This is a genomic window from Actinosynnema sp. NPDC053489 (assembly GCF_044544865.1).
Taxonomy (GTDB): Bacteria; Actinomycetota; Actinomycetes; order Mycobacteriales; family Pseudonocardiaceae; genus Actinosynnema.
In genome coordinates, this window is the sequence record NZ_JBITXT010000017.1 from 130961 (window position 1) to 152432 (window position 21472).

Annotated in this window: 18 protein-coding genes; 11 read left to right on the plus strand and 7 right to left on the minus strand. The window is 73.1% G+C overall.

Annotated features, from left to right (window positions below; genetic code table 11):
- The first annotated feature begins 2 nt into the window (after positions 1 to 2).
- The 4 genes from ACIGNX_RS30590 to ACIGNX_RS30605 all read left to right on the plus strand — a co-directional run bounded on the left by ACIGNX_RS30590 (position 3) and on the right by ACIGNX_RS30605 (position 6707).
- Positions 3 to 833 (plus strand): arylmalonate decarboxylase, encoded by an 831-nt coding sequence (locus ACIGNX_RS30590; protein WP_396544294.1) that lies wholly within the window; start codon positions 3 to 5, stop codon positions 831 to 833.
- Positions 834 to 898: 65 nt separating this feature from the next.
- Entirely contained in the window at positions 899 to 4897 is a 3999-nt protein-coding gene (locus tag ACIGNX_RS30595) for an amino acid adenylation domain-containing protein (protein ID WP_396544296.1), read from the plus strand.
- 36 nt (positions 4898 to 4933) lie between these two features.
- Positions 4934 to 6133 carry an MFS transporter gene (locus tag ACIGNX_RS30600; RefSeq protein ID WP_396544298.1) on the plus strand — a complete coding sequence of 400 codons (1200 nt, stop codon included), beginning with the start codon at positions 4934 to 4936 and terminating at the stop codon, positions 6131 to 6133.
- A 70-nt stretch (positions 6134 to 6203) separates the two neighbouring features.
- Positions 6204 to 6707 carry a VOC family protein gene (locus ACIGNX_RS30605; protein WP_396544299.1) on the plus strand — a complete coding sequence of 168 codons (504 nt, stop codon included), beginning with the start codon at positions 6204 to 6206 and terminating at the stop codon, positions 6705 to 6707.
- A 57-nt stretch (positions 6708 to 6764) separates the two neighbouring features.
- Here the strand turns inward: ACIGNX_RS30605 and ACIGNX_RS30610 are convergent, their stop codons facing one another.
- On the minus strand, positions 6765 to 8507 hold the full coding sequence (locus ACIGNX_RS30610; protein WP_396544301.1) for an RICIN domain-containing protein: 1743 nt from the start codon (positions 8505 to 8507) through the stop codon (positions 6765 to 6767).
- Positions 8508 to 9279: 772 nt separating this feature from the next.
- On the opposite strand from ACIGNX_RS30610, the gene kdpF reads away from it, so the two are divergent.
- Genes kdpF through ACIGNX_RS30630 form a run of 4 tightly spaced genes read left to right on the plus strand, consistent with a single transcriptional unit; the run spans position 9280 to position 13593 of the window.
- Entirely contained in the window at positions 9280 to 9381 is a 102-nt protein-coding gene (gene kdpF, locus ACIGNX_RS30615) for a K(+)-transporting ATPase subunit F (protein WP_396544303.1), read from the plus strand.
- Positions 9381 to 11003, plus strand: coding sequence for a potassium-transporting ATPase subunit KdpA (gene kdpA, locus ACIGNX_RS30620; RefSeq protein ID WP_396544305.1), 1623 nt, complete (start codon positions 9381 to 9383; stop codon positions 11001 to 11003). Before kdpF ends, kdpA begins: the two co-directional genes overlap by 1 nt.
- Positions 11000 to 13042, plus strand: a complete 2043-nt coding sequence (gene kdpB, locus ACIGNX_RS30625) for a potassium-transporting ATPase subunit KdpB (RefSeq protein WP_396544306.1) — start codon at positions 11000 to 11002, stop codon at positions 13040 to 13042. Before kdpA ends, kdpB begins: the two co-directional genes overlap by 4 nt.
- 5 nt (positions 13043 to 13047) lie before the next feature.
- On the plus strand, positions 13048 to 13593 hold the full coding sequence (locus ACIGNX_RS30630) for a potassium-transporting ATPase subunit C (RefSeq protein WP_396544307.1): 546 nt from the start codon (positions 13048 to 13050) through the stop codon (positions 13591 to 13593).
- 53 nt (positions 13594 to 13646) lie between these two features.
- On the opposite strand, the gene ACIGNX_RS30635 is transcribed toward ACIGNX_RS30630, so the two are convergent.
- Both ACIGNX_RS30635 and ACIGNX_RS30640 read right to left on the minus strand, forming a co-directional pair.
- The gene (locus ACIGNX_RS30635) at positions 13647 to 14198 is read right to left on the minus strand and encodes a cysteine hydrolase family protein (RefSeq protein ID WP_396544308.1); all 552 of its coding nucleotides are present in this window, start codon (positions 14196 to 14198) and stop codon (positions 13647 to 13649) included.
- Between the two features lie 31 nt (positions 14199 to 14229).
- A complete protein-coding gene (locus ACIGNX_RS30640; protein WP_396544310.1) occupies positions 14230 to 15141 on the minus strand; it encodes a LysR family transcriptional regulator in 912 nt (303 codons plus the stop codon).
- Positions 15142 to 15278: 137 nt separating this feature from the next.
- On the opposite strand from ACIGNX_RS30640, the gene ACIGNX_RS30645 reads away from it, so the two are divergent.
- A complete protein-coding gene (locus ACIGNX_RS30645) occupies positions 15279 to 16073 on the plus strand; it encodes an inositol monophosphatase family protein (protein WP_396544311.1) in 795 nt (264 codons plus the stop codon).
- 31 nt (positions 16074 to 16104) lie between these two features.
- Entirely contained in the window at positions 16105 to 16713 is a 609-nt protein-coding gene (locus tag ACIGNX_RS30650) for an NADPH-dependent F420 reductase (RefSeq protein ID WP_396544313.1), read from the plus strand.
- Between the two features lie 85 nt (positions 16714 to 16798).
- On the opposite strand, the gene ACIGNX_RS30655 is transcribed toward ACIGNX_RS30650, so the two are convergent.
- From ACIGNX_RS30655 to ACIGNX_RS30665, 3 genes are all read right to left on the minus strand, one after another.
- Complete coding sequence (locus ACIGNX_RS30655) at positions 16799 to 18040, minus strand: RNA polymerase sigma factor (RefSeq protein ID WP_396544315.1); 1242 nt, start codon at positions 18038 to 18040, stop codon at positions 16799 to 16801.
- Entirely contained in the window at positions 18037 to 18360 is a 324-nt protein-coding gene (locus tag ACIGNX_RS30660; protein ID WP_396544316.1) for a YciI family protein, read from the minus strand. Before ACIGNX_RS30660 ends, ACIGNX_RS30655 begins: the two co-directional genes overlap by 4 nt.
- Before the next feature lie 210 nt (positions 18361 to 18570).
- Positions 18571 to 20583, minus strand: coding sequence for an amino acid transporter (locus tag ACIGNX_RS30665; RefSeq protein ID WP_396544318.1), 2013 nt, complete (start codon positions 20581 to 20583; stop codon positions 18571 to 18573).
- Positions 20584 to 20740: 157 nt separating this feature from the next.
- Here ACIGNX_RS30665 and ACIGNX_RS30670 point away from each other — a divergent pair, with 157 nt between their 5' ends.
- Positions 20741 to 20986, plus strand: coding sequence for a three-helix bundle dimerization domain-containing protein (locus tag ACIGNX_RS30670; RefSeq protein WP_396544320.1), 246 nt, complete (start codon positions 20741 to 20743; stop codon positions 20984 to 20986).
- 54 nt (positions 20987 to 21040) lie between these two features.
- Here ACIGNX_RS30670 and ACIGNX_RS30675 read toward each other — a convergent pair.
- Positions 21041 to 21472 (minus strand): cellulose binding domain-containing protein (locus ACIGNX_RS30675; protein WP_396544322.1); only part of this gene is annotated, 432 nt, incomplete at its 5' end.

Genomic DNA, 21472 nt, shown 5'->3' on the forward strand with positions numbered 1-21472 from the left:
CCATGACCGACCAGCTCGGTTACAGATTCAAGATCGGAGTGATCATCCCGTCCACGAACACCTCCTGCCAGCCGGAGATGGACGCGCTGCGCGTGCCCGGGGTGACCAACCACGTCGCCCGCATGTTCATCCACGACGACTCCATGGAGGAGAAGCCCGGGTTCGACCACGTGATGCACAGCATCCGGTCGTCCACCGAGCCCGCGATCCGCTCCGTCGTCACGTGCGACCCCGACCACCTGGTCATCGCCGTGTCGCCGGAGAGCTACTGGGAGGGCCCGGAGAGCCACGGTCGCATCCTGGAGTCGATGCGGTCGATCGGCGACGACCTGCCGGTGACGATGAGCCCGGACGCCATCAAGGCGGCCCTGGCCTGCTACGGCGACGTGCGGCGCATCGCGGTCATCACGCCCTACCTGCCCCTGGGCGACGACCCCGTGTCCCGGTTCTTCACCGACAGCGGCTACGACGTCGTGGGCATCACCGGCCTGGGGTGCACGAGCCCCGCCCAGATCGCGCACGTCTCCGAGGCGCGCCTGCGCGAAGCGGTGCGCGAGGTCGACGGGCCCGAGGTCCAGGCGATCGTCCAGGTCGGCACGAACGTCGCCATGGCCCGCGTCGCGGCGGCCGCCGAGGCGTGGCTGGACAAGCCGGTGCTCTCCAACAACGTGGCCCTGTACTGGCACGCCCTGCGCCACGGCGGCGTGGGCGACCCGATCACGGGCTTCGGCAGCCTGCTCGAACGGCACCTCGCACTGCCGGGGCGCGCCAACGGCACCACCCCCACCAACCCGCACTTACCGTACTCGACCACAGGGATCGCAGGGCGATGAGATCGAGAAACCAGACGACCGACACGATCGGCGGCTTACCCGGGACCCGGCCCACCCTGCCGGAGATGCTGTTGCACCAGGCCGCGACCCGACCCGACGACCTCGCCGTCATCGCGGACGACCGGGCACTGACCTTCGCCGAGCTGACGGGTCGCGCCGCGCACCTGGCCGAGCGGCTGCGCTCGGCCGGCGCCGGCCCCGACGACCTCGTCGGCCTCTACCTCTCACCGTCCGTCGGGCAGGTGACCGCGACCTGGGGTGTCCTCCTCGCGGGCGCCGCCTACGTGCCGCTGGCCCCGGACTACCCCGAGGACCGCGTGTCCTACATGATCGCCAACTCGCGACCGGTCGCGATCGTGACCGAACCCGCGCTGCGCGCCGAGCTGGGGGACCTGCTGCCGCACGACATCCCGGTGATCACGGTGGACGACGCGGCGACGGGGACCGCGCCGGCACCGGCGGTCGGCCCGGCGGAGACCGACGCCGCCTACGTCATCTACACCTCCGGGACGACCGGCCGACCCAAGGGCGTGGTGATCGAGCACGGCGCCATCGCCAACCAGATGCGCTGGTTGCGGGACGAGGTGGGGATCGACCCGAGCCGCACGATCCTGCGCAAGACCCCCGTCAGCTTCGACGCCGCCCAGTGGGAGACGCTCACGCTCGCCCTCGGCACCCGGGTCGTCGTCGGCGCGCCCGGCGTGCACCGCGACCCGTCCGGCCTGATCGAGGCGATCGTGGAGCACGGCGTGACCGACCTGCAGTGCGTGCCGACGCTGTTGCAGGCCCTGGTGGACGACGAGCTGTTCGAGCGCTGCACGTCGCTGCGCGCGGTGTTCAGCGGTGGCGAGGCCCTGTCGAAGAAGCTCGCGGCCCGGTTCCGCCAGGTGCTGCCCGACTGCTCCCTCGTCAACCTGTACGGCCCCACCGAGTGCACCATCAACGCCTCCTCGCACGTGGTCTCCGACCGCAGCCTGGAGGGCGAGCAGCCCTCCGTCCCGATCGGCCGACCCGTCGCCGGCACGGAGTTCCACGTGCTCGACGCCCAGCACGCCCCCGTCCCCGACGGCGCGGTCGGCGAGCTGCACATCGGTGGTGTCCAGCTCGCCCGCGGCTACCTCGACCGCCCGGAGGAGACCCGGGCGCGGTTCGCCGACGTGGTGATCGACCAGGCCCCGCGACGGCTATACCGCACCGGTGACCTGGTGATCCGCGACGCCGACGGCGTGTTCCACTTCGTCGGGCGCGTCGACAACCAGGTCAAGCTGCGCGGCCACCGCATCGAGCTGGACGAGGTCCGGGTCGCCATCGAGAACCACGACTGGGTGAAGAACGCGGCGGTCCTGGTGCGGCCCGACGAACGCACCGGCTCGCAGCACCTCGTCGCCTGCGTGGAGCTGAACCCGCGGGAAGCGGCCCTGATGGACCAGGGCAACCACGGCGCGCACCACCAGTCCAAGAAGGGCCGCGTGCAGGTCCGCGCCCAGTTGGCGAACCTGGGGCTGCGCGACGACGACCCGGAGGCGACGACGTTCCCGCTGCCGGGCAGGTACGGCACCGCGGTGCAGCGGCGGCGCGCGTTCGCGCGCAAGACCTACCGGTTCTTCGAGGGCGGGCCGCTGACCGCGTCCGACGTGCTCGACCTGCTCCGGCACGACGTGGCCGCCGAGCGGCCGTCCACCCCGGTCGAGGAGGTGGACCCGGCCCGGCTGGGCGCGGTGCTGCGCAACTTCGGCCAGTTCCACAGCGACCAGCGCATCCTGCCCAAGTACGCCTACGCCTCGCCGGGCGCGCTGTACGCCACCCAGCTGTACGTCGAGATCTCGGGCATCCCGGGACTGCCGTCCGGCATCCACTACCACCACCCGATCCGGCACGAGCTGGTGCTCGTCGCACCCGTCGAGGAGCCCGCGGCCGGGCCCCGGCTGCGCGTGCACCTGCTGGGCAAGCGGTCGGCGATCGAGGCGGTCTACCGCAACAACGTGCTGGAGGTGCTGCGGATCGAGGCCGGGCACATGCTCGGGCTGTTCGACGAGGTGCTGCCCGAGGAGGGCCTGGGCATCGGCGCGACCACGTTCGACCCGGCCGTGCCGCGCCTGCTCGACGCCTCCGAGGACCACCACTACCTCGGCGGCTACGACGTGGTGCCGTTCGCCGAGCGGGTCGCTCCCGGTCCGCTCGACACCTACGTGCAGGCGCACCCCGACCGGTTGGCCGACCTGCCGGCCGGGCAGTACCGCTACGAGGACGGCGGGCTGCGCCGGATCTCCGACGCGCTGGTGCTGCGCAAGCACGTGATCGCCATCAACCAGCAGGTGTACGACCGGGCCGACTTCGGCATCTCGCTGATCAGCCGGTCCGACGACCCGCGCACCGCCTACGTGGACCTGGGGCGGCGGTTGCAGCGGTTGCAGCTCAACCCGTTCGGCATCGGCTTCATGTCCTCCGGCTACAGCTCGGAGACCGGCAACGACCTGCCCTCGGCCCGCCGGATCACCTCGGTCCTGCGCGAGCACGGCCTGCCGTCCGGCCCGTCGTACTTCTTCCTGGGCGGCCGGGTGAGCGAGGAGCAGATCGCCTCGGAGGGCATGAAGGAGGACGCCGTCCACACCATGGGCCCGGCCGAGATGATCAAGCAGGACATCGCGAAGTTCCTGCCGCGCCACATGGTCCCCGGCCGCGTGGTCGTGCTGGACGAGCTCCCGCACACCGCCAACGGCAAGGTCGACCTGCGCGCCCTGGAGACGTCCGAGCAGGTGGTGGGCGACCGGGTGGAGCGGGTCGTGGTCGCACCGCGCACCCCGGCCGAGCACCAGGTCGCGGCGGCCTGGTCGAAGGTGATGAAGACCGACGACGTGTCGGTGGTGGACGACTTCTTCGAGTCCGGCGGCAACTCGCTGCTGGCGGTGCTGCTCGTCCAGGAGGTCAACCGCTCGGCGAACGTGGTCCTGCCGGTCCAGCTGATCTTCGACGAGCCGACGATCGAGGGCCTGGCCCGGCGCGTCGACGACATCACCGAGGAGGCCGTGTCCCGCCTCGTCGCGCTCCAGCCGAAGGGCTCCGGGCGGCCGGTGGTGTGCTGGCCGGGTCTGGGCGGCTACCCCATGAACCTCAAGCCGCTCGCCCGGGCCATGGGCGAAGACCGGCCCTTCTACGGGGTGCAGGCGGCCGGGATCAACCCCGGCGAGGAGCCGGACGCGACGGTCGCCGACATGGCGCGCCACGACGTCGCGCTGATCAAGCAGGTGCAGCCGACCGGTCCCTACACGCTGTGGGGTTACTCGTTCGGCGCGCGGGTCGCGTTCGAGGCCGCCCACCAGCTGGAGCAGCGCGGCGACACGGTCGACCGCCTGGTGCTGATCGCGCCCGGGTCACCGGTCCAGCGCGAGCGCCCGGCCGACGGGCTCGGGCCGTACGGCGACGCGGCGTTCGTGCGGCTGCTGTACTCGGTGTTCGCGGGCAGGCTCACCGGCGCCGACGCCGACGAGTGCGTCGCCCGGGTCCGGAGCGAGGCCGACTTCGTCGACTTCGTCTCCGCGCGGTTCGCCGGTCTCGACACCGGGACCATCCGCCGGATCGTCACCATCGTCCGGCTGTCCTACAGCTTCCGCTACACCTTCGAGGAGATGCTCCACCGTCGCGTCGAGGCGCCGATCACGATCCTGAAGGTCCGGGGCGACGACTACTCGTTCCTGGAGGAGGCGGTCGACTCGCTGCCCCGGCCGCCCGAGGTCGTGGAACTCGACTTCGACCACTACAGCGTCCTGCGCTCGCCCGACGTGGAACGGCTCGCCGCCGTCATCCGCGACCGCACCCGCACGCCCGAGGAGGAGATCCACATGCCGCACGTCAGCATCAAGCACTTCCCCGTGCAGCTCAGCAGCGAGCAGCAGGACCGCCTGGTCGACGCCATCAGCAGCGCGGTGCAGCAGGCGTTCGACGTCGACAGCGACGCGATCTCCATCGCCATGGAGCCCGTCCGCGCCTCGGACTGGCGGGCGGAGGTCTACGAGCCCGAGATCGAGGGTCGGCGGCACCTGCTGGCCAAGACCCCCCGGTACTGACCGACCGGCACACCCACTCACGGAGGACGAACACCGATGGTCGACACGACCGAGCGAACGCGGACACGGGCGGCGCTGCCGCTGCTCGGGCTGCTCGCGTTCACCCTGGCGGGCTTCATCGCGATCATGACCGAGACGCTCCCGGCCGGGCTGCTGCCCCAGATCAGCCGGGGGCTCGGGATCTCGGAAGGGCTGGCGGGCCAGCTCCTGACGCTGTACGCGATCGGCTCGGTCGTGGCGGCCGTCCCGGTCATCGCCGCCACCCGCGGCTGGAACCGGCGACCGCTGCTGCTGCTGGCGGTCGGCGGCCTGCTGGTGTTCAACGCCGTCACGGCGCTGTCCACCGACTACGCGCTCACCCTGGCTTCGCGCTTCGTCGCCGGCATGGCGGCGGGCGTGGTGTGGGGCTTGCTCGCCGGGTACGCGCGCCGCATGGTGGCACCCCGGGTGCAAGGTCGCGCGGTGGCGGTCGTGGGCGTCGGCCAACCCATCGCGCTGTCCCTGGGCGTGCCCCTGGGCGCGTGGCTGGGCTCGCTGTCCGACTGGCGCGGCGTTTTCTGGCTGATGTCCGCCGTCGCACTGGTGCTGATGGTGTGGATCCGCGTGGCCGTGCCCGACTTCCCCGGGCAGGAGGCGGGCGCGCGCAAGCCGATCCGCGAGGTGTTCGCCATGCCGGGCATCCGACCGGTCCTGGCCGTGATCCTGCTGTGGATCCTCGCGCACAACGTGCTCTACACCTACATCGCGCCGTTCGCGGCCGAGCACGGCCTGGGCGGGCAGGTCCCGCTCCTGCTGCTGCTGTTCGGTGTGGCCGCCGTGGTGGGCATCTGGATCGCCGGCGTGTTCGTGGACCGGCGGCTGCGCCTGGTCGCGCTGGTCTCGCTGGCCGCCTTCGCCGCGTCGGCGGTCGTGCTGGCCGTCGGCACGGCGTGGACCCCGCTGCTCTACGCGGGCGTGGTCCTGTGGGGCCTGACGTTCGGCGGCGCGCCGACGCTGCTGCAGACCGCCATCGCCGACGCGGGCGGCGAGTCCGCCGACGTCGCCCAGTCCATGCTGGTGACCGTCTTCAACCTCGCGGTCGCCGGCGGTGGCGCGGTCGGTGGCGTGCTGCTGGAACGAGTCGGCCCGGGCGCGTTCCCGTGGGCGCTGCTGGTGCTCGCGCTGGCCGCGCTGGCGGTCGTCCGGACCGCCCGTTCCCACGGCTTCCCGTCCGGCCGCCGCGTCACCGGCGGATGACCACCCCGTCCGGAGCGGCCCACGTCCCCGGCGCGGGCCGCTCCCCCAACACCGAGCGAGGAGGCGCCCCATGCCCATGACCCTCGTCAACCACGTCGGTGTCACCGTGCCCGACATCGACGCCGCGTTCGCGTGGTACCGGGACGTGCTGGGCCTGTACCCGCACCGGCCGCCGGAGGAGGTGGTCGACGACGGCTCCCACTTCGGCAACCTCGTCACCGACCTCTTCGGGCCGCGGATGCGCGGCATGCGCATCGCCCACCTGACCGCCTCCGACGGCCTGGGCGTGGAGCTGTTCGAGTTCACCGACCCCGCCACCGAGGTCACCGACCAGCCGTTCGCCTACTGGCGCACCGGCATCTTCCACTTCTGCCTGACCGTGGAGGACGTCACGGCGACCGCGGCGACGATCGCGGCCAACGGGGGCAGGCAGCTCAGCCGGGTGTGGCCCCTGTTCCGGAACAAGGACTACGAGGTCGTCTACACCCAGGACCCGTGGGGCACGGTCATCGAGCTGTGCAACCGCCCGTACACCGCGGTGTGGGCGAACCACGAGCCACCGGTCAAGGACTGACGCGCGTGCGGGACGGGCTCGGCGGAAGTCCTCGCCGAGCCCGTCCCGCGTGCCCGGTTACAGCGTGACGGCCTTGCCGCCGAGGGTCACCGCGAGGCGACCGTCGGAGGTGTAGGACCACGCCAGGGCCCCGGTGAAGTTCGCGCACCGGGAGCCGTTGGTCCCGGTCCAGAACTGGTTGGAGCCGTCGGCGTCACCGACGACCTTGTCGTTGGTCCCGCTGCCGCTGCGGCACGAGGTGTTGTTCCGGAACACGGACGAACCGGTCTCGAAGGTGAAGTTGCGCTCGTCGTTGTCGATGCCGAGGTTGTTCGACAGCGTCAACGAGCCGGTGTTGCGGTTGTAGGTGAAGCCGTGCTTGCCGTTGTCGTAGGCGATGCTGCGGCGGACGACGTGGTTGACCGGGATGTCCTCGCCGCCGAGCTTGTAGCCGTTGCGGTCACCGGCGCCGGCCTGCCCGCCGCTGCTCAGCGTGCCGTTCTTGTAGGCCAGGGAGTCCTCGATGGTCACCGCGCCGATCGGGCCGGTGTCGGTCTTGGTGTAGAGGTCCCAGCCGTCGTCGATGTTGTTGTGCGACACCGCGTAGCGGAAGACGTTGCCGGACCCGACCGTGAGCTTGGCGGCGAACCCGTCGGCGTCCTCGCCGTCGGAGTCGGCGTTGTCGTGCGACTCGGCGCTGAGGATGAGGTTGTTGGCGGGCCACTGGTCCTTCGGCGTGGTCGACAGCATCCGCGACAGCTGCAGGCCGGTGTCGCGGTTGAACCGGGTGACCGTGCGCTCGAAGATGTTGTTGCTGCCGCCCACGAAGATGCCGTTGTCGCCGGCCCGCTCGACCACGATGCCGTGGACGTGCCAGTAGTTGCCGTTGACCGCGAGGCCGCGGTTGGCCGGGTCCTCGGTCTGCGCCGAGAAGTTCAGCACCGGCTTCTCACCCGGGTAGGCCGTCAGCTTCTTGCGGGCGGAGGCCGTGCCGTCGTTGCCCTGCGGGATGGTGACGGTCTGCGAGAAGGTGTACGTCCCGCCGCGCAGGTAGATCGTCCCGCCCGCGGTGACGCGGCCGATCGCCGAGGTCAGGGTCGTCGGCGCGGAGATGGTGCCGGGCGCGCCGTCGGTGCCGTTCGGCGCCACGTACAGGCCCGAGCCGGGCGTGCCGGTGGTCGTCGTCGTGGTGGTCGTGGTCGTGGTCGTAGTGGTGGTGGTGCTGGAGCTGGTGGTCGTCGTGGTGCCACCGGCCGGGGTGAGCGCCCACTGCTTGGTCGACGCGTTGTCGCAGGAGTTGGTCTGCACCGCCGCGCCGGCGGAGGTGGAGTTGTCCTTGGTGTTGAGGCACTTGCCGCCGTTGGCGTTGACCAGGCGGTAGTTGTCGCCGCTCGCGGTGGCGGCCCAGGTCTGGCTGGATGCGCCGGTGCACGCCTCCAGCTGGACCGGCTTGCCCGCGCTGGTCGAGCCGTCCCGCACGCCGACGCACAGGCCGCCGACCGCGGACGTGATCCGGAACCCGCCGCCGACCGCGGTGAACACCCACTGCCGGTCCGCGCCGGTGCCGCACGTGTCCTGCTGGAGCTGCACGCCGGCGGACGTGCCCGGCGCGTAGAGGCACAGCCCGCTGCCCCCGTTCTTCACGGTGTAGGTCCCCGCCCCGACCGCGGCTTCGGCGGGTGCGGCGGTCGACCACGCCGCGAGCGTGGCCGCCAGCGCGGTCGCGGCCGCCGCCGCGATCAGCGACCTGCGCGTGCCACCCCTGGGCGTGCCATGCGGTCTGGCCGACCGCGTGCCCGCGGTCCGCTCCGGTGTGCCCATGACAACTCCACTTCTCGACGTTCTGCCGGAACCGGCGCCGGACCGGCCCCTCGGCGGGCGGCGGAGTGCCGAGGGGTGGCCGGTCAGCGGCGCGGGAATGCGGTGCCGACGGGAACGGGAAACACCGGACCGCGCCGACGGCGAGGCCGGTCGGTCGACGGAAAGGCGAAGAACACAGTGCCCCCAGGGTGCCCCGTTGCGCCACCGGACAGGAAAACAACTTGCCCGGCGGATGTTATGAGCCGAACTGCTCCAGGTCAACGGCACACCGGTGGCACGATATTACCCCGAACGTCGTCGAACGCATCGAATGCGCAGCTCAGAGCCGTGCGACTGATCATTTACACCTTCCTCGAACCGAAGCCGAAAATACGGCTTGGTCATACTCGTGAACACAATCGGGCGCGCTGGTCACGCATGTGAACAAACCGCCCGGCCGCGACGGGCGACAACAACGGCCGAACGCCATTTTCGGACTTCGCGCGGATACCGGATTGCGAAGGCGGCGAACGCGGGCGCCGTGCCGGCGGCGGGCGATGTCGTGGGTCACCCCCGCCGTCAACATCGCGTAAGGGACCGGGCATGGGGTGTCAAAGGACCGTCAGGCGAGCCCGCGCGGGCCACCCGCGGCCGCATCCTTCCGGCGTCGCGGCCCGCGGGTGGGCCGCTCGGAGTGCGGAAGGGGCGCGGAGATGGCCGACCTGGCCTACGTGCTGCTGGTGATGGTGCTGTTCCTGGTTCCGGCGCTCGGTGTGCGCGGTCTGGGGGCGTTGTGAGCGGCACCGGGGTGGTGGCCAACGTCGTCGGCGGTGTGGTGGCCCTGCTGCTGATCGGCTACCTGTTCGTCGCGCTCGTCCGCCCGGAGAGGTTCTGATGACCCCGACCGCGGCCGGTCTGCTCCAGGTCGGCGTGCTGGTCGTCGCCCTGGCCGCGGCGCGCCGGCCCTTCGGCGACTACCTGGCCCGCGTCTACACCGGCACGAAGCACAACGCCGTCGAGCGCGCCGTCTACCGGGTCGCGCGGGTGGACCCGGGTGTCGAGCAGCGGTGGAGCACCTACGCGTACGGCGTGCTGGGGTTCTCCTTCGTCGGCGTGGTCGTGCTTTACGCGCTGCAACGGGTGCAGTCGGTGCTGCCCTGGGACTACGGGCGCGGTGACGTGCCACCGGGGGTGGCGTTCAACACCGCGGTCAGCTTCGTGACCAACACGAACTGGCAGTCCTACGTGCCGGAGACGACGCTGGGCCACAGCGTGCAGCTGGTCGGCCTGACGGTGCAGAACTTCGTCTCGGCGGCGGTGGGCCTGGCGGTGGCCGTGGCGCTGGTGCGCGGCTTCGCCCGCGACCGGGCGGACCGGCTGGGCAACTTCTGGGTCGACCTGACCCGCGGCACGGTCCGGGTGCTGCTGCCGGTGGCGTCCGCGTCCGCGATCGTGCTGGTGGCCACCGGCGTGGTGATGAGCCTCAAGTCCGGTGTGGACGTCGACGGGCAGACCGCGGCCATCGCCCCGGTGGCGAGCCAGGAGGCCATCAAGCAACTGGGCACCAACGGCGGCGGCGTGCTCAACGCCAACTCCGCCCACCCGTTCGAGAACCCCAACGCGTGGTCCAACCTGGTCGAGGTCTTCCTGATCCTGCTCATCCCGGTGTCGTTGACCCGCACGTTCGGCACCATGGTCGGCGACCGCCGGCAGGGCCGCGTGCTGCTGGCCGTGATGGGCGTGCTGTGGTGCGCGATGCTGGCCGTCGTCTGGGTGGCCGAGGCGAACGGCCTGCGCCCGTTGGAGGGCAAGGAACTCCGGTTCGGCATCCCGTCGAGCGCCCTGTTCGCCAACGCCACCACCGCGACGTCGACCGGCGCGGTGAACTCCGCGCACGACAGCTTCACCGGCCTGGGTGGCGGCGGGGTGCTGCTGAACATGCTGTTCGGCGAGATGACGCCCGGCGGTGTCGGCACCGGCCTCTACAGCATCCTGGTCATGGCCGTGATCGCGATGTTCCTGGCCGGGCTGATGGTCGGCCGCACGCCGGAGTACCTGGGCAAGAAGCTCGGCCGGCGCGAGGTGACGGCGGCGGCGCTGTCGGTGCTGGCCATGCCCGCGGTGATGCTCCTCGGCGCGGGCGTGGCGGCGGTGCTGCCCGGCACCCGCGACGCGCTGGGCAACACGGGACCGCACGGGCTGTCCGAGATCCTGTACGCCTACGCGTCGGCGTCGAACAACAACGGCAGCGCCTTCGCGGGCCTCACCGCGACGAGCGACTGGTTCCAGTCCTCCCTGGGCGTGTGCATGGCGCTGGGCCGGTTCGTGCCGATCGTCGCGGTCCTCGCGCTGGCCGGCTCGCTCGCCGCCCAGGGCCGGGTGCCCGTCACGGCGGGCACGCTGCCCACCACCGGCCCGCTGTTCGCCACCCTCCTCGGCGGCGCGATCGTCCTGGTCGCCGCCCTGACCTTCGTCCCCGCACTCGCCCTCGGTCCCATCGCGGAGGCCCTGCTGTGAGCACCACCGCCGAACACCCGCCGGAAGTCCGCGACGACCACGTGCCGCGGCCCGACGGCAAGGCCCGCGCGGGCGCGTTCGACCCGCGCCTGCTGCTGACGGCGCTGCCCGTCGCGCTGCGCAAGCTCGACCCCCGCCACCAGGCCCGCAACCCCGTCATGTTCGTCGTCTGGGTGGGTTCGGTGCTGGTCACGGTGTTCGCCGTGGCCGAGCCGAGCGCGTTCACCATCGCGGTCGCCGCGTGGCTGTGGCTGACCGCCCTGTTCGCCAACCTCGCCGAGGCCGTCGCCGAGGGCCGGGGCAAGGCCCAGGCCGACTCGCTGCGCGCGACGCGCACGGACGCGGTCGCCACCCTGGCCGACGGCCGCCGCGTGCCCGGCGCGGAGCTGCACGTCGGCGACCTCGTGGTCGTCCGGGCCGGCGAGGTCGTGCCCGGTGACGGCGACGTGGTCGAGGGCGCGGCGACCGTGGACGAGTCGGCCATCACCGGCGAGTCCGCGCCCGTCGTCCGCGAGGCCGGCGGCGACCGCTCGGCCGTCACCGGGGGCACCACCGTGCTGTCGGACCGGATCGTCGTGCGGATCACCGCCGAGCCCGGCGAGACGTTCGTGGACCGGATGATCGCGCTCGTCGAGGGCGCGCGGCGGCAGAAGACGCCCAACGAGGTCGCGCTGACCATCCTGCTGTCCACGTTGACGATCGTCTTCCTGCTCGCGGTCGTGGCGTTGCAGCCGTTCGCGGTCTTCTCCGGCGGCGAGCAGTCGGTGGTCGTGCTGACGGCGCTGCTGGTGTGCCTGATCCCCACCACGATCGGCGCGCTGCTGTCGGCGATCGGCATCGCGGGCATGGACCGGCTCGTCCAGCGCAACGTGCTGGCCACGTCCGGCAAGGCGGTGGAGGCCGCGGGTGACGTGGCCACCCTGCTGCTGGACAAGACCGGCACCATCACGTGGGGCAACCGGCGTGCCACCGAGCTGGTCCCCGCGCCCGGCGTGGCCGTCGACGCCCTGGTGGACGCGGCCCGGTTGTCGTCGCTGGCCGACGGCACCCCGGAGGGCCGCAGCGTCATCGAGCTGTGCGCCGAGCGCCACGGCCGGTCCGCGCGGGCGTCCGATCACGAGAAGACCGGCGAGTTCGTGCCGTTCTCCGCCCGGACCCGGATGAGCGGCGTCGACCTCGACGGCCGCCGGGTCCGCAAGGGCGCGGCGAGCGCGTTCCCGCTGGACGAGGCCGTCCGGGAGGTGGTCGACGCCGTCAGCGCCGAGGGCGGCACGCCGCTGGTCGTGGCCGAGGACGACCGGGTGCTGGGCGTGATCCGGCTGTCCGACGTGGTCAAGCCGGGCATGCGGGAGCGGTTCGCCGAGCTGCGCGCGATGGGCATCCGCACGGTGATGGTGACCGGTGACAACCCGCTCACCGCCCGCGCCATCGCCGCCGAGGCCGGGGTGGACGACTTCCTGGCCGAGGCCAGGCCCGAGGACAAGATGGCGCTGATCCGCCGCGAGCAGGAGGGCGGGAGGCTGGTCGCGATGGCGGGCGACGGCACCAACGACGCGCCCGCCCTCGCCCGGGCCGACGTGGGCGTGGCGATGAACACCGGCACCTCGGCCGCCAAGGAGGCCGGGAACATGGTCGACCTCGACTCCGACCCGACCAAGCTGATCGAGATCGTCGGCATCGGCAAGCAGCTGCTGATCACGCGGGGCGCGCTGACGACGTTCAGCGTGGCCAACGACCTGGCCAAGTACTTCGCGATCCTGCCGGCGATGTTCGCGGCCATCCACCCGCAGCTGGGTGCGCTGAACGTCATGCGGTTGGGGTCGCCGCAGTCGGCGATCCTGTCGGCGGTGATCTTCAACGCGCTGATCATCGTGGCGCTCATCCCGCTCGCCCTGCGGGGCGTGCGCTACCAGCCGGCCGGCGCCTCGGCGCTGCTGCGGCGCAACCTGCTGGTCTACGGCCTGGGCGGCGTCGTGACGCCGTTCGCCGGGATCTGGCTCATCGACCTGCTGGTCCGACTCATCCCCGGCATCGGGTGACCCCCATGGCGAACAACGCGATCAAGCAGGCACTGGCCGGACTGCGCGTCCTGCTCGTGCTGACCGTCCTGACCGGGGTGCTGTACCCCGCGGCGGTGTGGGCGGTGAGCCGCCTGCCCGGCCTGCACGCCAACGCCGAGGCGGTGGGCACCACGCTGGTGGCCGTGGACCGAGGGGGCGACCGGTGGTTCCACCCCCGGCCCTCGGCCGCCGCACCGCCCGCCTCCGGCGCTTCCAACAAGGGCGAGCGCGACGCCGACTACGACGCGGTCGTGGCCGGGCGCCGGGCCGAGGTGGCCGAGCGGGAGGGCGTGCCCGCGGACGCGGTGCCGCCGGACGCCGTGACCGCCTCGGCGTCCGGCCTGGACCCGCACATCAGCACCGACTACGCCACCCTCCAGGTGCCGCGCGTGGCCCGGGAGAACCGGCTCGGCGAGGACCGGGTCCGGCACCTGGTCGTCGAGCACACCGAGGGGAGGGCCCTGGGGTTCCTCGGCGAACCGACCGTCAACGTGACCGCGCTCAACCGGGCGCTGGACGCGGCCCGGTGACGACCGGGCGGACAGGGGGCGGACGTCCCCTGTCCGCCCGGCGGGAGCTGGTGTCAGGGCTTCGGTCGCCAGTCCGCGCAGGAGACGACCTCGAACCCGCGACCGGGGAAGACCCGGTCCACGAAGAAGTCGTGCACCGCCGGGTCGGCGTCGGCGCACCCGTCGCGCAGCACGGTCACCCGGTAGCCGCGGTCGGCGGCGTCGTAGCACGTGGCGGCCACCATGGCGCTCGTCGCCACGCCCGCGACCGCGATCGCGCCCACACCCCGGGCGCGCAGCACGAAGTCGAGGTCGGTCCCGGCGAACGCGCCGGCCCGCCGCTTCAGCACGACGACGTCCTCCTCGGCCACGGGCAGGTCGACCTCGGTGCCCGGCGTCCCCTCGTGGAACGCGTCGCCGGCCTCGTAGAACGACCGGTACAGGTCGTTGCCCGGCAGCAGGTCCGCCCCGTTGGCCCGGAACGCGAACCGCACGAACACCACCAGCACGCCGGCCGCCCGGGCGCGCGGCAGCAGGTCGGTGATCGGCGGCAGCACCCGCCTGGTGAACGGGTGGTCGCGGGTGATGCCCCGCTGGAGGTCCCCGACGATCAGCGCGGTGGTCAAGGCGCCCTCCCCGTCCCGGCGGTCGTGGTGATCACCCTACCCGCGCACCGGCCAGCGCCGTCCGGGCCAGGTCGCGCAGCCAGGCGTGCGCGCGGTCGGTGTCGTGGCGCTGGTGCCACGACAGGTGCACCGCGGCCGGCGGGAGGTCCAGCGGCAGCGGCAGCACGGCGAGGTCGGCGGCCTGGCGGGCGGTGGCTCCTGGGGCGGTGGCTTCGGGAACGGTGACGACCAGGTCCGTCCCCCGCAGGAACGCGAGCGCCGCCGACTCGGTGGGCGCGGACGCCACCACGCGCCGCGACAACCCCAGCCGCCGGAGGGCCCGGTCGACCGCGTTGTCCAGCCGGCCGCGCCGCGACACCGTCAGGTGCTCGGCCGCGGCGTACCGCGCGGCGGTCACCGACCTCCCCCGGGTGAGCGGGTGCCCGCGACGCGTCACGACGACGTGCGGGCTCTCGGCGACCTTCTCGACCCGGAGGTCGGGCTCGGCCGGGCCGCCCGCGTTCGCCTCGAGGTCGACCTCGCCCCGGCGCAGGGCGGGCGTGTCCACGTTGGACTCGGCGATGAAGCGCAGCCGCACGCCCGGCGCGCTTTCCCGCACGGCCGCCAGGAGGGCGGGACCGGCGAGGGCGACGAGCGACTCGTGCCAGCGCAGGGTGAACGTGCGGTCGAGCGTGGCGAGGTCGAGTTCCCGGCTCGGCGCGAGCACGCCCCGGGCCTGCCGCACCAGGTCGTGCACCTGCTCCCGGACGGAGAGCGCGTACGGCGTGGGCGTCATCGTGCGGCCGGTGCGCACCAGGATCTGGTCGCCGGTCGTGCGGCGAATCCGGCCCAGGCTGCGGCTCATCGCGGGCGCGGTGACGTGCAGCCGCTCGGCCGCGCCCGCCACGCTCCCCTCCTCCAGCAACGCGTCGAGCGCGGTGAGCAGGTTCAGGTCCAGTTGCACGGGAGTAATCCTAGGCGTTCCCGACCTGCACTTGTCGTTAATCCACGGCGCACCTACCGTCGAAGAGGCGGGCGGCGGGAAGCGGGAACCCACCTCGCCCGACCGTCCTCACCAACCAGTCCGAACGGGGATTCGCCATGCCCACGACCAGTGACGCGGACCTGCTCGCCGAGACCGCCGCCGCCGTGCGGGCCGCCGGCGCGGTGCTGCTGGAGCGCTTCGGCCAGGTGGTCCGCCACCGCACCCGTGACGAGCTGGTGCGCGCGCTCGCGGCCAACGACGACGCGGCCCTGGCCGTCCTGCGCCCCCGGCTCACGGCCCTGCGACCGGACGCCCGGTGGGTGGAGGACGAGTTGGCCGGCGGCGCGCTGCCGCCCGGCGAGTGGTGGGTCGCGGACCCGGCGGAGGGCAACGTCAACCACCTGCGCGGCCTGCCGGGGTGGGCGGTCACGGCCACCCTCGTGCGGGACGACCGACCGGTCCTCACCGCGGTGCACCTGCCGCTGACCGGCGAGACCCACACCGCGCTGGCGGGCGGCGGAGCGCAGGTCGACGGCCGACCGCTGCGCGTGTCCGGGCAGACGGGCCTGGGCCTGGGCCTCGTGGCGACGAGCCAGGCCAGGCCGGACGAGGACGACGCGGTCGTGCGGCGCGTCGGCGCCTCGATCACCGCGATGCTGCGGGACGCGCTCGTGGTCCGCACGTCCGTTCCCGCCACGCTGCACCTGCTGGACGTCGCCGCGGGCCGGGTCGACGCCTTCTGGCAGTTCGCCGGGGCCCGCGCCGACCTGCTGCCCGGCGCGCTGCTGGTCGCCGAGGCGGGTGGTCGCGTCACCGACACCGAGGGCCGGCCGTGGACCACGGCGAGCGCCGGCTTCCTGGCCGCCGCGCCGGGCGTGCACGCCGAAGCCGTCGCCACCCTCTCCCGCTGACACCGGACCCGACCCCACCGGGAGGACCACCATGACCGCGATCGCCGTCCTCGGCAACGGCCGCGTCGGCGGCAACCTCGCCGCCGCGCTGACCCGGGCCGGGCACGACGTGACGGTGGCGGACCGCACGCCGGGCGCCGCCGCCGGAGCCGCCGGGCGCGCCCAGGTCGTCATCAACGCCACGCCCGGCGCGGGCTCCCTCGACCGGCTGACCGCGCTGCGCGAGCCCTTGCGCGACAAGGTGCTCCTCGACGTCTCCAACGCGACCGTCGACGGGCCGGACGGGTTGCCGGCCGCCCTGCTCCACCCCGGGTCGAGCCTCGCCGAACAGCTCCACCGCGCGCTGCCGGGCACCCGGGTCGTCAAGAGCCTGAACACGATGCTCTACCCGGTGATGACCGCGCCGACCTCGCTCGCCCAACCGCCGACCGCGTTCCTGTCCGGTGAGGACGCGGGGGCCAAGCACATCGTCGCCGGGCTCCTCACGGACCTCGGCTGGCCCGCGGGCTGGATCACGGACCTCGGCGGCATCGAGACCGCCCGCGCCACCGAGGCCGCGGTGCTGTTCGTGCCGCACGTGATCCGGTCCAGCGGGTTCGCGCCCTTCGCCGTCTCCATCGCCCGCGCCACCGACGCCTGACCGCGCCGACGCCCGACCTCCGCCGTGGCGGCCGCCGCCGTGGCGACCACGGTCGGAGAGCACCGCGGTCGGGGAGCACCACCGGTCAGCCGAGCTGGTCCCGGCGGCGGACGAGGTAGGCGGTCTCGGCGGTGTTGCCGGCCAGGGCGATGGCCCGGTCGTAGGCGGCGCGCGAGTCCCGGCCGCGGCCCACCCGGCGCAGCAGGTCGGCCCGGGTGGCGTGGTAGGCGTGGTAGCCGGCCAGCGCGGTCGCGAGGCGGTCGACGGTGGCCAGGGCGACCTCCGGGCCGTCCAGCTCGGCGACCGCGACGGCCCGGTTGAGCGCGACGACCGGTGACGGGTCGAGGCGGTGCAGCCGGTCGTAGAGGGCGACGACCTGGGACCAGTCGGTGTCGCGCACGTCGCGGACCGAGGTGTGCACGGCGTTGATCGCCGCCAGGACCTGGTAGCGGCCCGGTGCCACGCCGGCGGCGGCCGCCGCGAGGCGTTCGCGCACCAGGCGGTGCCCCTCGGCGATCAGCGCCCGGTCCCACGACCCGCGGTCCTGCTCGCCCAGGGGCACCAGCTCGCCGCCCGCCGACACGCGGGTCGTGCGGCGGGCCTCGGTGAGCAGCATCAGGGCGAGCAGCCCGGCCACCTCCCCGTCGTCGGGCAGCAGGGCGCGGACCAGGCGGGTGAGCCGGACGGCCTCGGCGGTCAGGTCGAGGCGCACCGGGTCGGTGTCGGGGCCGGTGGCCAGGTAGCCCTCGTTGAAGACCAGGAAGAGGACGGCGAGCACGCCCGAGACCCGCGCCGGGAGATCGTCCGCCGAAGGTACCCGGTAGGGGATGCGCGCGGCCTTGACCTTGGCCTTGGCCCGGGTGATCCGCCGGCTCATCGCGGCCTCGCCCACCAGGAAGGCGCGGGCGATCTCGGGCACGGTCAGTCCGGCGACCAGGCGCAGCGCCAGGGCGACGCGGCTCTCCGCCGCCAGCGCCGGGTGGCAGCACGTGAAGATCAACCGGAGCCGTTCGTCGCCGATGGCGTCCGGTGGCCCGGTCGGGTCGTCGTCCACCACCAGCAGGGCCTCCTCGTGCTTGCCGCCGCGCTTGGCCTCGCGGCGGAGGCGGTCGATCGCCTTGCGGTGGGCGGTCGTGGTCAGCCACGCGCCCGGGTTGGGCGGCACGCCGTCGACCGGCCACCGCTCGACGGCGACGGCGAACGCCTCGGCCGCCGCCTCCTCGGCGACGTCGAGATCGCCGAAGCGCCCGGTCAGGACGGCGACCAGGTGGGCCCACCCCACCCGGTGGGCCCGGGTGACCGCCGCGCGGGCATCGCTCCCGGTCACCGGAACGGCCGCACCTCGACCTTGCGGTTGCACGCCCGCGACCCGGCCGCGGCCAGCGCGAGCGCCACGTCCAGGTCGGCCGCCTCGACGATCCAGAAACCGGCCAGGAACTCCTTCGACTCCACGAACGGCCCGTCGGTCACCAGCACCTCGCCGCCCCGGTTGTCGACGACGGTGGCCGTGTCCGGCATGCCCAGGCCACCGGCGAACACCCAGTGCCCCTCGGCGACGAGCCGGTCGTTGAACACGTCGATCGCCGCCATCTCCCCGGGCGTGGCGAGGTCCGGCGCGTCGTGGACCACGGAGAGCAGGTACTGCATCGCGGATCACCTCCTGTGCCGTGGGCGCCTCTCGTGAGCCGCCGCTCACCCGTACTACGAACCGCCCTCCCCCGATCCGACACGCCCCGCCGGGATTTCCGGGATTTTCCGAGCGGGATCCCCACGGGCGGGATCCCCCACGGGCGGCATCCCCCGGGCGAGCCGGCGATCCGACCCTACGACGGGTCCGCGCCCGGGGCGCGGCGGCCCTCAGCCGACGTGGATGCCGGGACGACGGGCCGGGTCCGGCTCGCTGGTGCGGATGATCTCGCGGACGACGGGCGCGGTGTCGCCGCGGCCGAGCAGCAGGTACCGGAACAGGTGGCCCAGCGGGTTGCCCTCGCTCCACTCGAAGTGGCAGTGCGGGCGGACCCCGGTGGTGTCGCGCAGGGCCAGCAGGATGGCGGCGATGGCGTTGGGCGCGGCCGGGCTGTCCGCGCGCAGCACCCGGAACCCCTCCACGTCGACCCCGCGCACCCGCAGCACGTCGCTGAAGTCCGACGGGTCGATCACGTCGATCTCCAGGAACAGCACGTCCGCCGTGCCCGGCACCGGGTTCAGCCCCCGCTGCTCGGTCTCCTTGGCGCGGTACTCGGCGGCGTCGCCCGCCTGGCGGCGGTTCGCGATCAGGGTCAGCGCGCCGTCGTAGGCGATGGAGTCGGCGACGAAGCGACGGGCGGCCTCGTCGAACTCGATGTGCGTGACGCGCAGCTCGGTCGTGCGGGTGACCCGGGAGACCAGGGACACGGCGATGATGCCGACGATGAAGAACAGCGAGATGGTGATGCCGTCCGGCTTCTCGATGACGTTCTCGACCAGCGCGTAGCCCAGGATCAGGGTCAGCGCGGTGAAGCCGACCGCCTGGCGGCGGTGCCCGTGCCGGGCGGCGGAGATCGCCACGGCGACCGTGGCGGACACCATCATGGCGAGGATGCCGGTGGCGTAGGCGCCGGCCTGGGCGTTGACGTCCGCGCCGAAGATGATCGTCACCAGCACGCAGACGGCGGTGTAGACGAGCACCACCGGGCGCACCGCCCGGGTCCAGTCCGGTGCCATGCCGTACGCCGGCAGGTAGCGGGGCACGATGTTGATCAGACCCGCCATGGCCGAGGCGCCGGCGAACCACAGGATCAGGATGCTGCTGATGTCGTAGGCCGTGCCGACCCACTCGCCGAGCAGCTCGTGGGCGAGGTAGGCCAGGGCGCGGCCGTTGGCCTGGCCGCCGGGCTGGAACGCCTCGGCGGGCACCAGGACGGTGGTGACGAAGCTGGTCGCGACCAGGTACACCGACATGATCAGCGCCGCCGCGGTGAGCAGCTTGCGGGTGTTGCGGATGCGGTCGGCCAGCCGCGCCCCGGCGTCCTCGCCGGACGAGGCGACCAGGGGCATCATGCTGACCCCGGTCTCGAACCCGGACAGGCCCAGCACGAGCAGCGGGAACGCCAGGACCGCCGGTCCGATCACGCCCGTGAGGGAGCCGCCGCCGGAGGTCAGCGCGTCCACCCACCGGTCGAGCGCGACCGGCTCGGCCACCAGGTCGACCACCCCCGCGACCACGACCACGGCGTTGAGCAGCAGGAACACCGCCACCAGCGGGATCGCCACGCCGACGGCCTCGCTGAACCCGAGCAGGAAGACCCCGCCCAGCACGAGCAGCAGCACGACCGTGATCAGGACCTCGTGGCCGTGCAGGAAGTCGGGGCTGATCGGGTTCTCGATCAGGTGCACGGTGGCGTCCGCCGAGGACAGGGTGATCGTGATGATCCACGAGGTGGCCACGAACCCGAGCAGGACCAGCACGAACAGCTTGCCCCACCAGAACGGCAGCAGCTTCTCCAGCATCGCCACCGAGCCCTGGCCGTGCGGGCTCTCCTTGGCCACCCGCCGGTACATCGGCAGCATGCCCAGCAGCGTCAGCGCCACGATCAGCAACGTCGCCAGCGGCGAGATCGCGCCGGCCGCCAACGCGGCGATGCCGGGCAGGTAGGACAGGGTGGAGAAGTAGTCCACCCCGGTCAGGCACATCACCTTCCACCACGCGTGCGGCTCGGCGTGGCTGTCGGCGCTGGCCGGGCCCTCCGGGGCGACCTGGTGCCGCAGCAGCCACCGACCCAGGCGCGACGACGGCGCGGAGGGCCCCGCCGGGCTCTCCACCCGGGCCGGGAGGACCGGTTCGGGCGCGCCGGCGGTCGGCTCGCCGTCGCGTTCGTGCGTGACGTCCATGGCGTCACGGTTACACACGGAAGATCAGCGCCGCTCGTCGGACGGGTCGCCTTTACGCGTCCTTAGCGCCCGGAGGGCTTGCCAGTGCACGATCCGTGACGGTTAATCGGAACGTCAGCCCGAATTTGCCGGAGATTAACTCTTTCGGAGGACTTCGATGGTCGACCGGATCGAGGGACACGAGGTCCGCGACCCCGGCGGGCCGCACGCCCGCGTCGAGGTCCAGCTGGACCAGGCGGCCGAGGAGCTGACGCGCCGGTTGGCCGGTCGGGTGAGCCACCAGGTCGTGCGCGAGGCGGTCGTGGAGGCCTACCAGCGGCTCTCCGAGCACGCGAAGGTGCACGGCTTCCTGCCGATCCTGGCCGCCCGGTCCGCCCAGCGGCGGCTGGTGGCCGCGCTCTGACCGGAGCCGCCGGTGCGCCCCTCGCCGCGACGGGAGGGGCGCACCGGCGCGCGCTCACGGGCTGGTGCAGGTGAAGGAGCCGCCGGCGGGGCTGCCGTTGGCGACGAACCCGAACGTGGTCGAGGCGTTGGGCGCCAGCGAGCCGTTCCACGAGGCGTTGCGGACGGCGGTCTCGCTGCCGGTCCCGGCGAGCACGCCGCCCCAGACCTGGGTGATCTGACCGGAGCCCAGCGACCAGCGCACGGTCCAGCCGGTGATCGCCGACCCGGCCGTCACCGTGACCTCGCCCTGGTAGCCGCCCTGCCACGAGTTGACGGTCCGGTAGGACGCCGCGCACGCGCCGCTCGGCGGCTGCGAGGTCGTCGTCGTCGTAGTGGTCGTCGTCGTAGTGGTGGTGGACGTCGTGGTCGTGGTGGTGGTGCCGGGTGGGGTGTCGGTGGGTGCGACGGCGCGGCCGGTGGTGGTGCTGATCATGCCGGCGCAGAG